The following is a 13,596-nucleotide window of genomic DNA, read 5'->3' on the forward strand; positions in this document are numbered from 1 at the left end:
CTCGGGTTCAGGCCGCGTGCGCGGCAGACTGGGAGGACTCGATGCCGAAGTCCTGCGGGAAGTGGTTCAGCGCGGACAGCACCGGGTAGGGCGCCATGCCCCCCAGCGCGCACAGCGATCCGCCCAGCATCGTGTCGCACAGGTCGCGCAGCAGATGCACCTGCTGCTCGCGGCCGGGGCCGCCCGCGACGATCTTGTCTATGGTTTCCACGCCGCGGGTGGAGCCGATGCGGCAGGGCGTGCATTTGCCGCAGGATTCGATGGCGCAGAACTCCATCGCGTAACGCGCCATGCGCGCCATGTCCACGGTGTCGTCGAAGGCCACCAGCCCGCCGTGGCCGACCATGGCGGATATCTGGATGTAGGCTTCGTAGTCCAGCGGCACGTCCCATTGCGATTCCGGCAGGTAGGCGCCCAGCGGGCCGCCCACCTGCACCGCGCGCAGCGGCCGGCCGGAAGCGCTGCCGCCGCCGAAGCCGTAGAGCAGGTCGCGCAGGCTCAGGCCGAAGGCCTTCTCGACCAGGCCGCCGTGCTTGAGGTTGCCGGCCAGCTGGAACGGCAGTGTGCCGTGCGAGCGCCCCACGCCGTAGTCGCGGTAATAGGCCGCGCCCTTGGCCAGGATGATGGGTACGGTGGCCAGCGAAATCACGTTGTTGATGACCGTGGGCTTGCCGAACAGGCCGGAGATCGCCGGCAGCGGCGGCTTGGCGCGGACCACGCCGCGCTTGCCCTCGATGCTTTCCAGCAGCGAGGTTTCCTCGCCGCAGATGTAGGCGCCCGCGCCCTTGCGCACTTCCATGTCGAAGCGGCGGCCGCTGCCGTGCACGTCATCGCCCAGCCAGCCCACGCTGCGCGCCCGCGCGATGGCGGCTTCCAGGGTGTCGATGGCTTGCGGATATTCCGAGCGGACGTAGATATAGCCGTAGGTGGCGCCCACCGCCAGGCCGGCAATGGTCATGCCTTCGATCAGCACATAGGGGTCGCCTTCCATCAGCAGGCGGTCGGCGAAGGTGCCGGAGTCGCCCTCGTCGGCGTTGCAGACGATGTACTTCTGGTCGCCGGGGGTGCCTGCCACCGTCTTCCACTTGATGCCGGTCGGGAATGCCGCGCCGCCGCGGCCGCGCAGGCCCGAGGCCACCATTTCGTCGACGATCTGCCCCGGCTCCATGGCCAGGGCGCGTTGCAGACCCTGCAGGCCGCCATGGGCGGCGTAGTCCTGCAGGGACAGCGGATCGGTCACGCCGACGCGGGCGAAGGTCAGGCGTTCCTGGTGCTTCAGGTAGGGGATTTCTTCGGTCAGGCCCAGGCGCAGCGGATGCTCGCCGCCACTTAGCCAGCCGGCGTCGAACAGCGCGGCGACGTCCTCGGGCTGCACCGGCCCGTAGGCGACGCGGCCCTGCGGGGTAGTGATTTCGACCATGGGTTCCAGCCACAGCAGCCCGCGCGAGCCATTGCGCACGATCTGCACCGACAGGCCGCGGGCGTCGGCGGCGCGTTCGATGTCGCGCGCCACCGTGTCGGCGTCCATGGCCAGCGCCGCGGCGTCGCGCGGCACGTAGATGACGATGGGGGAACTCATGATTGACCCTCCAGCGTGCGGGCCAGCAGGCGGTCCAGTTTTTCCGGCGTGACGCGGGCATGGGGCAGGCCGTCGATCATCACCGCCGGCGACTGGGCGCACAGGCCCAGGCAATACACCGGTTCCAGGGTGAAATCGCCGTTCTTGCTGTTGGCGTGGAAATCACAGCCCAGCGCCGTGCGCGCATGGGCGGCGAGGCGTTCGCCGCCCATGGCCTGACAGGCTTCGGCGCGGCAGACCTCCAGGGTGTGGCGCGCCGCGGGTTCGCTGCGGAAATGGGGGTAGAAGGTGATGACGCCGTGGACCTCGGCGCGGGACAGGTTCAGGGCCTCGGCGATGGTCTGCACCGCCGCGGCCGGAATACAGCCCAGTTCATGCTGGACCGCATGCAGCACGGGCAGCAGGGGCCCGGGCTGGTCCTTCAGCCGGGCGAGTATGCGGGCGGTGGCCGCGATGGCCGGGGTGGGGGACGCTTGGGCCGCGTCCAGGGCCATCTGGCCGCCGCGGGCGCCGCCGCTGGATGCCAGATCGGATGTTGCCTCGCGCTGATGCACGTCGGTCTCCTCCTGCGTTGCTGTTGTGCCGGGCTGGATGCTATTTGGGTTTATATGTTTTTAAAAGCATATAAAAACCCCTCCAGCCACATTATTTGTGTACTCTAACGGGGTAATTCACCGTCTTCAATAAGAAATAAATGACATATAAGTTCCGTATCGGCCTGCGGCCGCAATGGACTCTGGGCGGAGACGACGACCAGGCGCCGGTGCCATTGCAGGACATGCTGGCGCTGCTGTCGGCCATTGACGCCACTGGCAATATTGCCGGGGCCTGCCGCGCCTGTGGCTTGTCGTACCGGCATGCCTGGGGCGTGCTGCGCCGTTTCGAGGCCATCTTCGGCACGCAGTTGCTCATCACCAACCGCCGGCAAGGCACGCAGTTGGCGCCGTTCGCGCAGCGCCTGCTGTGGGCCAACCGCCGCATCGAGGCCCGGCTGATGCCCACGCTGGACAGCATGGCTTCGGAACTGCAGGAAGAGCTGGAGCGCCTGCTGCCCGAGAGCGGCCCGCATCTGCGGCTGCACGCCAGCCACGGCTTCGCGGTGGAGTCGCTGATGCAGCACATGGGCAACCGCAAGCCGGGCCTGGAACTGCGCTACCGCACCGCCATCGAGGCGCTGGCCTCGCTGGAGCGGCGCGAGTGCGACCTGGCGGGCTTCCAGGTGCCGCTGGGCGATTTCGAAGCGCCCATCATGGAGCGCTACGCCCAATGGCTGCATGCGGACGAGTACATGCTGATCCACCTGGCGGTGCGCAATGCCGGCCTGTTCGTCACCGCCGGCAATCCCAAGCACATACGCGGCATGGCCGACCTGGCGCGGCCCGACGTGCGTTTCGTCAACCGCCAGATCGGCTCCAGCACGCGCTATCTGGTAGGCCTGATGCTGCAGCGGGCGGGGGTCTCGATCAGCGAGGTCCAGGGCTACGAAACCAATGAATTCACCCATATGGCCATCGCCGCGCACATCGCCAGCGGCATGGCTGATACGGGCGTGGGGGTGGAAACGGCCGCCTGCCGCTTCGGACTGGACTTCATTCCGCTGGTGCGGGAGCGCTATTTCTTCGCCATCCGCAAGTCCTCGCTGGAGACGCCAGCCATGCGCGACCTGCTGTCCATCATGCGCAGCCCGGACTACGTCGGCTACGTCGGCCAGCTGGCGGGCTACGACGCCCGCGACACCGGCCGGTTGCAGTCGTTGCAGGAGGCCTTTCCATGAGCGCGAAACGCGATGCGCCGGGATATGATGCTCCCATGAGCAAAGTGATCTTTCTTGCCGATCGCCGCAGCGGGCCGCTGGCCCCGCTGGCGCCCGGCGAACTGCCGCCGCACGGACAGCCCGCGCTGGATCAGCGCGCGCGTCCCCTGCGCGACTTGCGGATATCGGTCACGGACCGCTGCAACTTCCGCTGCACCTACTGCATGCCGCGCGAGGTCTTCGACAGCAGCTACACCTTCATGCCGCATTCGGCGCTGCTGTCGTTCGAGGAAATCAGCCGCCTGGCCGGCATCTTCACGCAACTGGGCGTGGAGAAGATCCGCCTGACCGGCGGCGAGCCGCTGCTGCGCAAGCATATCGAGAACCTGGTGGGCCAGTTGGCCGACCTGCGCACCCCCGCCGGCCGTCCGCTGGACCTGACCCTGACCACCAACGGCAGCATGCTGGCGCGCAAGGCCGCGGCCCTCAAGAGCGCCGGCCTTACGCGCGTCACCGTCAGCCTGGACGCGCTGGACCCGGCCATGTTCCAGGGCATGAGCGACAGCGGCTTCACGCCCGACGACGTGCTGCAAGGCGTGGACGCCGCGGCCGAGGCCGGACTTGCGCCGGTCAAGGTCAACATGGTGGTGCGGCGCGGCCTGAACGACGGGCAGATCCTGCCCATGGCCGAACGCTTCCGCCATTCCGGCCACATCCTGCGCTTCATCGAATACATGGACGTGGGCAATACCAACGGCTGGAATCTTGCCGAAGTGGTGCCCAGCCAGGAAGTGCTGGACCGCATCGGCGCGGCCTATCCGCTGGAACCCGTGGCCAGCGGCGAAATGGGCCGCGTGGCCGAACGCTGGCGCTACCTGGACGGCGGCGGCGAGATCGGCGTCATCTCCAGCGTCACGCACGCCTTCTGCGGCGGCTGTACGCGCGCGCGCCTGTCGCCGGAAGGCAAGCTCTTCCTGTGCCTGTTCGCGCACGACGGCTACGACCTGCGCGCGCCGCTGCGCGACGGCGCCAGCGATGCCGAGCTCGCCGCCATCATCGCGGGCATCTGGGCGGGGCGCAACGACCATTATTCCGAGCTGCGCGGCCGCAACATGGCTGATCCTGCGCGCAAGATCGAGATGAGCTACATCGGTGGCTGAAGCGCCTGCCAGCAAGGGAATTGCGGGGCTGATCCTGGCGGGCGGCCAGGGCGCGCGCATGCACGGGCAGGACAAGGGCCTGGTCGTGCTGCGCGGCGAACCCATGGTGGCGCACGTGGCGCGCCGCCTGGCGCCGCAGGTGTCGCGCCTGATCGTCAGCGCCAACCGTCATCTGGATCTCTATGCCCGCTACGGCGACGTCGTGCGGGACGGCGAAGCCGATCTGGGCGCCTGGCAAGGGCCGCTGCTGGGCATCGCCGCGGGCTTGGCGGCCGCGCAGCGCGAGGCCTGGCTGGTGGTGGCGCCTTGCGACACGCCGTTCCTGCCCGCGGATCTGGCGGCGCGCCTGGTGCGCGCGGCCGAGTCGGCCAATGCGCCCATGGCCTATGCGGTGGCGGACGGACAGCGCCATTCGGCCTGCATGGCCTTGCGCACGTCGCTATTGCCCGATCTGCTGGCGTACCTGCGGGCCGGGGACCGCAAGGTGGGGCTGTGGCAGGCGAGAACGGGCGCGGTCGAAGCCTGCTTCGATGACGCGCCCGATGCCTTCATGAACGTCAACACGCCAGATGAACTGGCGCGGGCCGAGCGCTATGCCAGCCAGTGACGCAGGTCGTAGTAGGCGACCCGGTCCTTGTCCTGCACTTGCACGTCGGCCGGCAGGCGGGCCAGACCCGTCGCCCAGGGCAGCGAGCTGATCACGCCGGAACCCTGATGTCCGTAGGGCACCAGTTCGGCGCTGCCGTCGTCGGCCAGGCGGCGCTGCACGCGCAGGAATTCCTCGCGGCTGTCCTGGCGCGGATGCTCGGTGCGCAGGGGCAGCAGGCTGGTCGGCGGGAATAGTGTGTCGCGGCCCTGCATGCGGCGCATCAGCGGCGTCACCAGCAGGGTGAACACGGCGTAGGCCGATACGGGGTTGCCGGGCAGGCCGACCACGGGCTTGCCGTCGATCTGCGCCAGCGCCACCGGCTTGCCCGGCTTCATGCGCACCTTCCATAGCGCCAGTTCGCCGCCCAGCGAGGCCAGCGCGGGCTTGACCAGATCGCGTTCGCCCACCGACACGCCGCCCACGCTCACCACCAGGTCGCAATCGGCCAGCAGCGTCTTGAAGGCGGCCTGCAGGTCGGCCTCGGTGTCGCGGGCGTGCAGCACGTGCACCGGCAGGGCGCCCATGCCGCGCGCCAGCGCGGCCAGCATGGGGCCGTTGGAGTTGTAGATCTGCTCGGCCGCGCGCGGCTGGCCGGGCAGCACCAGCTCGTCGCCGGTGGTCAGGATGCCCACGCGCAACTGGCCGACGACCCGCACGCGGGCCAGGCCTTGCGAAGCCATCAGCGCCACGTGGGCGGCTTCAAGTACGGTGCCCGCGGCCAGCAGCGGCGCGCCGGCCATGGTGTCTTCGCCGCGGCGGCGGATGTGCTGGCCGGGCTTGGGCGCGCGCGAGATTTCCACCTGGCCGTCGGCTTCGGCGGTGTCTTCCTGCATCACAACCGTATCCGCGCCTTCCGGGATCAGGCTGCCGGTGAACAGGCGGATGGCGTGGCCGGGCTTGAGCGGTTCCGGCATTTCCCCCGCGTAGCAGCGCTGCTGGATGGGCAGGCGCACGCCGGCGCCCCAGTCGGCCACGCGCAACGCGTAGCCGTCCATGGCGCTGTTGTCGGCGGGCGGTATGTCCACGGTGGCGGTGAGATCGGCGGCCAGCACGCGGCCGGCGGCATCGGCCAGGCTCACCTCTTCGCTGCGTTGCAGCGGCCCTGCGGCATTGGCCAGCAGGGTCTGGGCTTGATCAAAATCCAGCATGGGTCAGTTGTCTTCTTCGCGTTGCTTGAAATGGGTGGCGAAATTGCAGGGGCGGTGGCTGCTGTCCAGCTGCTCGCGGATGATCTGCGCCCAGGCGGTTTCGCAGGCGTTGTTGGAACCGGGCAGGCAGAAGATCAGCGTCTGGTTGGCCGAGCCGGCAAAGGCGCGCGACTGGATGGTGGAGCTGCCGATCTCGGTGTACGAGATCTGGCGGAACAGTTCGCCGAAGCCGGGGATTTCACGGTCCAGCAGGGGCATGATGGCCTCGGGCGTGTGGTCGCGATGCGAGAAGCCCGTGCCGCCCGTGGTCAGGATCACCTGCACTTCGGGATCGGCGATCCAGTCGCTCATGATGCGGCGGATCTGGTAGATGTCGTCCTTGACGATGTCGCGGCGCACGCACTGGTGGCCGGCATGCGCAAGGCTGTGGGCCAGCAGATTGCCGGAAGTGTCGTCGCCCGCGCTGCGGGTGTCGCTGACCGTCAGTACGGCGCAGGCCAGCGAAACAAGGCTTTCGTCGCTCATGGATTCTCCTCTTCTAGACGGTGGTGTCTTCATCCCAGGACTGCGTGCGGTCCTGGTCGGATTGGCGTTGCTCCACCCAGAAGCTGCTGCCGCCCGCGAGGGTCTCGCGCTTCCAGAAGGGCGCGCGCGTCTTGAGCGCGTCGATGATGTATTCGCAGCCGCGGAAGGCGTCGCCGCGATGGGCGCTGGCCGCCGCCACGAAGACGATCTGGGCATTGCGATGCAGCGCGCCCACCCGGTGCACGATGACCGTGCCGGCCAGGTTCCAGCGCGCGCGGGCGGTCGCGGCGATTTCTTCCAGCTCGCGTTCGCACATGCCCGGGTAGTGTTCGAGAAAGAGCGTATCGGTGGGCGTGTCGGGCGCGTAGTCGCGCACATAGCCCACGAACGTGACGATGCCGCCCACGCCCGGGCCGGCGCTCTCACGCAGCGCGGCCGTGAGCGCGGCGCCGTCGAAGTCGGCTTCCTGGACGCTGATCATGGCGTTCAACCTCCGGTGACGGGTTCGAATACCGCGACCTCGTCGCCGGCCCGGATGGGCGCGGACGGCTTGGCGTGGGTCTGGTTGATGGCCAGCTTCAGGCGCGCGGAGGGCGCCAGCTGGGGGTAGCGTTCGCCCAGCGCGGCAAGCAGCTGCGCGCCGGTGGACTCGCCTTCCAGGGGCCAGGCTTCGGAGCGCTTGCCGACCAGTTCGGCCACGCGCGCGAAGTAGAGAAGATTAATCGTTGCGCCATTCACCGCTTTTTCCTCCTGCCTTGTACTTAAGGCGAACTTGCTCGATGACGATGCCCTTGTCGGCAGCCTTGCACATGTCGTAGATGGTCAGCGCGGCGACGCTGCAGGCCATCATGGCTTCCATTTCCACGCCGGTCTTGTAGCTGGTGCGGCAGGTGGCCAGCACGTCGATGCGGTGTTCGGCGTCGTCCAGCGCGAACTCGACGCCGACGAAGGCCAGCGGCAGGCTGTGGCACAGCGGAATGGTGTCGGCGCAGCGCTTGGCGGCCAGGATGGCGGCGACGCGGGCGGTGTTGAGGACTTCGCCCTTGCCCTGGCCCGGTTGGGTCAGGAGGCCATAGGCGACGGCGTTCATGCGCACGCTGGCGGTGGCGATCGCCACGCGCTCGGTGTCCGTCTTGGCGATGACGTCGACCATGCGGACCTGCCCGGCTTCATCCAGGTGGCTCAAGGTTGGGGTGGGCGTGGACATGGGAATCGGGAGCGATAATTGTTAATGATTGAAAAGGGCGGTCCCGGCTGGCCGGATCGGCCCATCGATACGCCTATGATAGACGAGCGGTGCAGGGGGCGCGATAATCGCGCCTGTAGTCATTAGAAGGACGGAAACGCTCGTCCTTCACACGTATCAGGAGACGCGCAATGCCCTTGCGGATGCCCAAACTTCGGTTAACCCGCCGGGTCGGCAAGATTCTTCTGGGTATTGCGGCATTCGTACTGGTCCTTTTCGGGGTTGCCGCCTGGCAAGTCCCCAAAGTGCTGCACAACGTCCTGGTGCAGGACGTCTCCAAGATGATCGGGCGGGACGTCTCCGTCGGCGACATCAGCTTCAATCCTTTCACGCTGACGGTCCGCGCGCGCGACCTGGCCGTGGCCCAGCCCGATTCGCAGACACCGCTCTTGACGCTGGCCGAGCTGGACGTCAGCGCGGCCTGGACCTCCCTGTTCTGGTTTGCGCCGGTCGTCGATCGAATGACGCTGCGCGAGCCTAACATCGCCATCGTCCGCGAGGACGTCACGCGCTTCAATTTCTCTGATATTCAGCAACGAGTGGCCGAATTGACGGCCGCCCAGCCCGAGGAACCGCCCAAGCCGGACGCAGGGCTGCCGCGCTTCTCGCTGAACAACATGGTGATCGAGAACGGCACGATCACGCTGGATGACAAGGTCACCGGCCGCAAGCAGGTGGTCGACGAGCTGGGCGTGGGCGTGCCGTTCATCTCCACCTTCGGCTACGCCACCGACATCGACGTGCAGCCGCGCGTGCATCTGCGCATCAACGGCAGCCCCTTCGATCTGAACGGCGTGGCGCGCCCCTTCGACAAGGTGCCTTCGTCCACGCTGCGGGTGGCCTTCAATGGCCTGCAGCTGGAAAAGTGGGCGGACGTCTGGCCCATGCCGCTGCCGTTCAAGGTGGAAAGCGCGCTGCTGGATTCCAACCTGCAAGTGGTGTTCGAGCAGCCCAAGGACGCGCCGCCCAAGATCCGCGTGGTCGGCGACCTGGGCCTGCGGCGGCTGGACCTGCGCGACACCGCCGGGGCAAATCTCGCCGCCTGGAGCGCGCTGACCGTCACCCGCCTGGAACTGGAACCCATCGCGCGCCACGCCTATGTGGGCGAGGTGGGCCTGTGGGCGCCGCAGATCCACGTGCGCCGCTACGCCAATGCCAACCTGAACTGGCTGGACGTGGTTGCCGGGTTGAAACGATTGGGCGGCGTGGAGCCGACCGCCACGCCGGTGGCCGACAAGCTGCGCAAGGCCAGCGGCCTGAATCCCGCCAAGGCGGACGGCAAGGCTGGCACGGCCGCTGCGCCGGCCCAGGGCGCGCCGGCTGCAACGGCGGACGCCGCCGCCAAGGGCGCTGCGCCAGCGGCAGCCGCCGCGGCCCCTGTCGCCGCGGGAGCGCCCGCCGCCGGTACGCCCGCCGCGGGGGCGCCTGCTGCGGGTACGCCCGCCGCGGGATCGCCCGCTGCGGGGTCGCCCGCCGCCCCTTCCGCCACGGCTGCTGCGGCAGGAACGCCAGCCGCGGACGCCGCCGCGCCCCAGCCTGCGCCTGCACCCGCGCCCGCCGAATGGAAGGTCGAGCTGGACGCCTTCAATCTGCACGAAGGCGAGGTCTATGTCACCGACGCGGTCAGCAAGCTGGACTACGTGATGACCGGCCTGGCCGCGACGGTCGAGGGCGTGGCCCTGCCGCAGGTGTCCGGCCAGCCCATCAATTTGTGGCTGACCATGGACAACAGCACCGACGGCGGCTGGCTGCGCGCCAAGGGGCCGCTGGTCCTGAAGCCGCGGTCGCTGGAACTCGGCGTGCGCCTGGGCAACATCGCGCTGGCGCCCCTGGCGCCGGCCGTGCGCAATGCGGCGCCGATCACGCTGCTGGACGGCCGCCTGGCCGCCAGCGCGCAGGTCCACGTGAAGGAAACGAACGGCGCGGTGGACGCATCGGCCAGCGCCGTGCAGGCCGACCTGACGCAATTCAAGGCCCGCGACGAATCCCTCAAGCCCGCCCTGGACATCGCGCTGCAAAGCCTGCGCGTGACCGCGGACCGCCTGGCCATGGGTCCGGGCCAGAGCAATTTCACCTTGGCCGCCGCCGGCATCCAGGGCAATGGCAAGCTCGATCTCAAGGGCGCATTCACGCCGCAGCCGCTGACGGTGAAAACCTCGGTGGACCTGTCGGAACTGAATGTCGCGTCCTTTGCGCCCTATGCGGCCTCCAGCCTGAATGCCACGGTGCGCGCCATCACGCTGGGCGCCAAGGGCAATGCGGAGTTTGCCGCCGCGGCCGGCTCGGCGCCGATGAAGGCCAGCTGGAAGGGCGGCGTCGAAGTCACCGGCGTGGACCTGCAGGACCGCGTCAACAAGGATGACTTCCTGAACTGGAAGCGCCTGGGCTTTACCGGCATGGATATCTCGGTGGCCGGCGACAAGATCGGCGCCAAGCTGGGCGATATCGCGCTCGAGGATTTCTACGGCCGCGTGCTGCTCAATGCGCAAGGCCGCCTGAACGTCATGGACCTGGTGGCGGCTCCCGGCCAGGCCGGCGGCTCCATCACCCAGGACACGCAGACCCCCGGCCGCAGCGCCGCGCCGCCACCCGCGGCGCCCGCCGCCAAGGGGGGCGGGGGCATGCCGGACATCTCGGTGAACAGCGTCACCTTGAACCGCGGCCGCATGACCTTCACGGACCGCTTCGTCAAGCCCAACTACGTGGCTGAGCTGTCCAGCATCGAAGGCTCGATCACGGCGGTGTCGTCCACCAATCCCCAGCCCGCCAAGGTCAAGGTCACCGGCCGCGTCTACACCACCGCGCCGCTGTCGATCAGCGGCGTGGTGCAGCCTTTCGCCAAGTACCTGTCGCTGGACCTGAAGGCCTCGGCCAAGGGCGTGGACCTGCCGCGCTTCAACACCTATTCGGCCAAGTACGTGGGCTACCCGATCAAGCGCGGCAAGCTCTCGGTGGACCTGGAATACAAGATCAAGGACCGTGCGCTGCAGGCCACCAACCACGTGGTGCTGAACCAGCTGACTTTCGGCGACAAGACCAACAGCCCCGACGCGACCAAGCTGCCGGTGCTGCTGGCCGTGGCCTTGCTGAAGGACTCGCGCGGCAACATCGACATCAACCTGCCGATTTCCGGCTCGCTGGACGATCCGGAGTTCTCGGTGGGCGGCATCGTGGTGCGCGTGCTGCTGAACCTGGTGGTCAAGGCGGTTACGTCGCCCTTCAGCCTGCTGGCCTCGGCCTTTGGCGGCGGCGAGGAGCTGTCGTACGTGGAATTCGCGCCGGGCAGCGCGGCGCTGACCGAGGACAGCCTGCAACGCATCGACACGCTGACCAAGGCGTTGACGGACCGTCCGGCGCTGAAGATGGACATCAGCGGCCGCGCCGATCCCAAGACCGACATGGAAGGCCTGCGCCAGGCCTGGGTCGACGCCAAGATCCGCGCCGCCAAGGCCGCCGCCACCACGCCGCGCGGCAAGAAGCCGAACCCGGCGGGCGTCGAGGTCTCGGGCGCGGAGCGTGCCAAGTATCTGGAAGAGGTCTACGACGACACGGACATCAAGGACAAGCCTCGCAATTTCATCGGCATGTCCAAGTCAGTGCCGGCGGCGCAGATGGAGGAGATGCTGCGCAGCGTGGCGCCGGTGGGCGACGAGCAGTTGCGCCAACTGGCCGATGCGCGCGCGCAGGCGGTGTATGAGAAGCTGCAAGCCCAGGAAGGACTCGCGGATCGCGTGTTCATCGTTGCGCCGCAACTGGACGCGGATGGCATCAAGGACGAGGGGCAACCCTCGCGCGTGGACTTCTCCCTGAAGTGAACCAGGCTGGTCCGGGAGGCGGCGCCCAGCCGCCCCTGCCAGCTTTTTGCCAGGAGATTCTCGATGAATGACCAGGACGCGCACTTCGACAGCCTGCTTCCGCCCTTGCGGCTGAACCGGCGGGGTTTCATGGCCACCACGGTGGCGACGGGGTTTTCGCTGGCGGCCGGCCAGGCCGTGGCGCAGACCACGATCACCACGGACGCCAGCGGCCTCGTGGCCGGCAAGGTGGACATTCCGGTCAAGGACGGCAAGATGCCGGCATACCGCGCGGCGCCCAAGGGCAAGAAGGACTTGCCCACGGTGCTGGTGGTGTCGGAGATTTTCGGGGTGCACGAGTACATCCAGGACGTGTGCCGGCGGCTGGCCCACCAGGGCTATCTGGCCATTGCGCCCGAACTTTTCGCGCGCCAGGGCGATCCGTCCAAATACACCGAGATCCCGAAGCTGCAGGCGGAAATCATCGGCAAGGTCCCGGACGCTCAGGTGATGACCGACCTGGATTCGACCGCGGCCTGGGCCGCGTCCAACGGCGGCAATCCGGACCGGCTGGGCATCGTGGGTTTCTGCTGGGGCGGTCGCCAGGTATGGCTGTACGCGGCCCACAACCCGAAGCTCAAGGCCGGCGCGGCCTGGTACGGCCAGTTGGGCGGGCAGCCTTCGGAACTGAAGCCCAAATCGGTGCTGAGCCAGGTGAATGACCTGAAGGCGAAGGTGCTGGGGGCTTATGGCGGCAAGGACGCCGGGATTTCGATGGCCGACGTGGACAAGATGCGGCTGGAGCTGGCGCAGGGGCCGGCGGCGGCGAAGGCTTCACGGATCGATGTGTATCCGGACGCGCCGCATGCGTTTCATGCGGATTATCGGCCTTCTTATCGGAAGGCTGAGGCGGAGCAGGCTTGGACGCGGATGTTGGATTGGTTCAAGCAGAACGGGCTTTGATCTTCGTAGGTTCGTTTGGGTCTTCTTGGGCGCTATGGGTTCGCCCGAGTCTTCGTAGGTTCCCCGAGTCTTCGTAGGTCGCCCGTCGTCGCGGGCGGCGTGGCGGCTCGCGCCCACGATTGCGGTCCGGAGCGTTCGCTCCGGACTGGCCTCGGCGGCCCCCCCCGTCGTCATCTTCGTCAAGGCCTGCGGCCTTTCCTTCAGATTCCCTCGGGCGCATCGAGGTTGCGAGCCGCCACGCCGCCCGCGCCGACGGGCTGCGTGCGTCTTGGCTTGTTGCGCTGCTGGAGCCGTGGTCGGGGGCGAGTCTTGGACGCCCGTATTAATCGGCCGCGCGGGCGGCCGATTAATACATACGTCATCGTTTTAAGTGTGATTGTGATCGCTGGCGCGCATGCGCCGATTGGATTTCTTCTGGCGTCGCCGTCAAGGGGGGAGGGGTGGTGATGGGTGGCGCGCGGCGGGCAGCCGTTTGCGCATGAAGACCCGTACGCGCGCCACCCATCCGACATTGGAGTTCAAGTGGCGATTGACCTGCCAACGCGCTTTGATGGGCCGTCACGAAAAATTGCCCGTGACATCCAAGAGCGCTCCTCACCAGCGCGCAGCGCCATCGGGAATCGCAAGACACCGCGTAAGCCCCCAGAGGCCGCCCGCGCGGCCGGCCGGGGGGCGGGCCCCGCAAGATCCATCGCCATACCCCAACGGCGGCGAGAACCCTAAGCACACCGTTCGTCCCAGCTGACGTCAAGTTTCAAATGATGGAGCCTGGCGCGGCG

General features: G+C 68.0%; 12 protein-coding genes. 5 read left to right on the forward strand and 7 right to left on the reverse strand.

The annotated features are described in order from the left end of the window. Window positions 1-7 precede the first annotated feature (7 nt). Window positions 8-1,579, reverse strand: coding sequence for an NADH-quinone oxidoreductase subunit NuoF (locus N5C88_RS26905; RefSeq protein ID WP_118933771.1), 1,572 nt, complete (start codon window positions 1,577-1,579; stop codon window positions 8-10). Beyond that, window positions 1,576-2,133 carry a formate dehydrogenase subunit gamma gene (locus N5C88_RS26910; protein ID WP_059377930.1) on the reverse strand — a complete coding sequence of 186 codons (558 nt, stop codon included), beginning with the start codon at window positions 2,131-2,133 and terminating at the stop codon, window positions 1,576-1,578. Before N5C88_RS26910 ends, N5C88_RS26905 begins: the two co-directional genes overlap by 4 nt. A gap of 140 nt (window positions 2,134-2,273) precedes the next feature. On the opposite strand from N5C88_RS26910, the gene N5C88_RS26915 reads away from it, so the two are divergent. Genes N5C88_RS26915 through mobA form a run of 3 tightly spaced genes read left to right on the forward strand, consistent with a single transcriptional unit; the run spans window position 2,274 to window position 5,099 of the window. After that, window positions 2,274-3,353: a substrate-binding domain-containing protein gene (locus N5C88_RS26915; protein WP_059377931.1), complete on the forward strand. Its 1,080-nt coding sequence runs from the start codon at window positions 2,274-2,276 to the stop codon at window positions 3,351-3,353. Window positions 3,354-3,388: 35 nt separating this feature from the next. Beyond that, a complete protein-coding gene (moaA, locus tag N5C88_RS26920) occupies window positions 3,389-4,492 on the forward strand; it encodes a GTP 3',8-cyclase MoaA (RefSeq protein ID WP_059377934.1) in 1,104 nt (367 codons plus the stop codon). Then, window positions 4,485-5,099, forward strand: coding sequence for a molybdenum cofactor guanylyltransferase MobA (mobA, locus tag N5C88_RS26925; RefSeq protein ID WP_251881062.1), 615 nt, complete (start codon window positions 4,485-4,487; stop codon window positions 5,097-5,099). The genes moaA and mobA overlap by 8 nt, the downstream gene beginning before the upstream one ends. On the opposite strand, the gene glp is transcribed toward mobA, so the two are convergent. Genes glp through moaC form a run of 5 tightly spaced genes read right to left on the reverse strand, consistent with a single transcriptional unit; the run spans window position 5,084 to window position 8,021 of the window. Next, entirely contained in the window at window positions 5,084-6,289 is a 1,206-nt protein-coding gene (gene glp / locus N5C88_RS26930; protein WP_280016583.1) for a gephyrin-like molybdotransferase Glp, read from the reverse strand. The genes mobA and glp overlap by 16 nt on opposite strands. Window positions 6,290-6,292: 3 nt before the next feature. Beyond that, window positions 6,293-6,814: a molybdenum cofactor biosynthesis protein B gene (moaB, locus tag N5C88_RS26935; RefSeq protein WP_054451576.1), complete on the reverse strand. Its 522-nt coding sequence runs from the start codon at window positions 6,812-6,814 to the stop codon at window positions 6,293-6,295. Window positions 6,815-6,827: 13 nt separating this feature from the next. Beyond that, window positions 6,828-7,295, reverse strand: coding sequence for a molybdenum cofactor biosynthesis protein MoaE (locus tag N5C88_RS26940; protein WP_059377938.1), 468 nt, complete (start codon window positions 7,293-7,295; stop codon window positions 6,828-6,830). Between the two features lie 5 nt (window positions 7,296-7,300). After that, complete coding sequence (locus N5C88_RS26945) at window positions 7,301-7,552, reverse strand: MoaD/ThiS family protein (RefSeq protein WP_059377940.1); 252 nt, start codon at window positions 7,550-7,552, stop codon at window positions 7,301-7,303. After that, window positions 7,533-8,021 (reverse strand): cyclic pyranopterin monophosphate synthase MoaC, encoded by a 489-nt coding sequence (moaC, locus tag N5C88_RS26950; RefSeq protein ID WP_042794830.1) that lies wholly within the window; start codon window positions 8,019-8,021, stop codon window positions 7,533-7,535. Before moaC ends, N5C88_RS26945 begins: the two co-directional genes overlap by 20 nt. 170 nt (window positions 8,022-8,191) lie before the next feature. Here moaC and N5C88_RS26955 point away from each other — a divergent pair, with 170 nt between their 5' ends. Both N5C88_RS26955 and N5C88_RS26960 read left to right on the forward strand, forming a co-directional pair. Beyond that, on the forward strand, window positions 8,192-11,875 hold the full coding sequence (locus tag N5C88_RS26955) for a DUF748 domain-containing protein (RefSeq protein ID WP_280016584.1): 3,684 nt from the start codon (window positions 8,192-8,194) through the stop codon (window positions 11,873-11,875). 63 nt (window positions 11,876-11,938) lie between these two features. Continuing rightward, entirely contained in the window at window positions 11,939-12,817 is an 879-nt protein-coding gene (locus N5C88_RS26960; RefSeq protein WP_251881070.1) for a dienelactone hydrolase family protein, read from the forward strand. The last annotated feature ends 779 nt before the right edge of the window (window positions 12,818-13,596 follow it).

Origin of the sequence: Achromobacter sp. GD03932, from assembly GCF_029839485.1 — a bacterium.
Taxonomy (GTDB): domain Bacteria; phylum Pseudomonadota; class Gammaproteobacteria; order Burkholderiales; family Burkholderiaceae_B; genus Achromobacter; species Achromobacter bronchisepticus_A.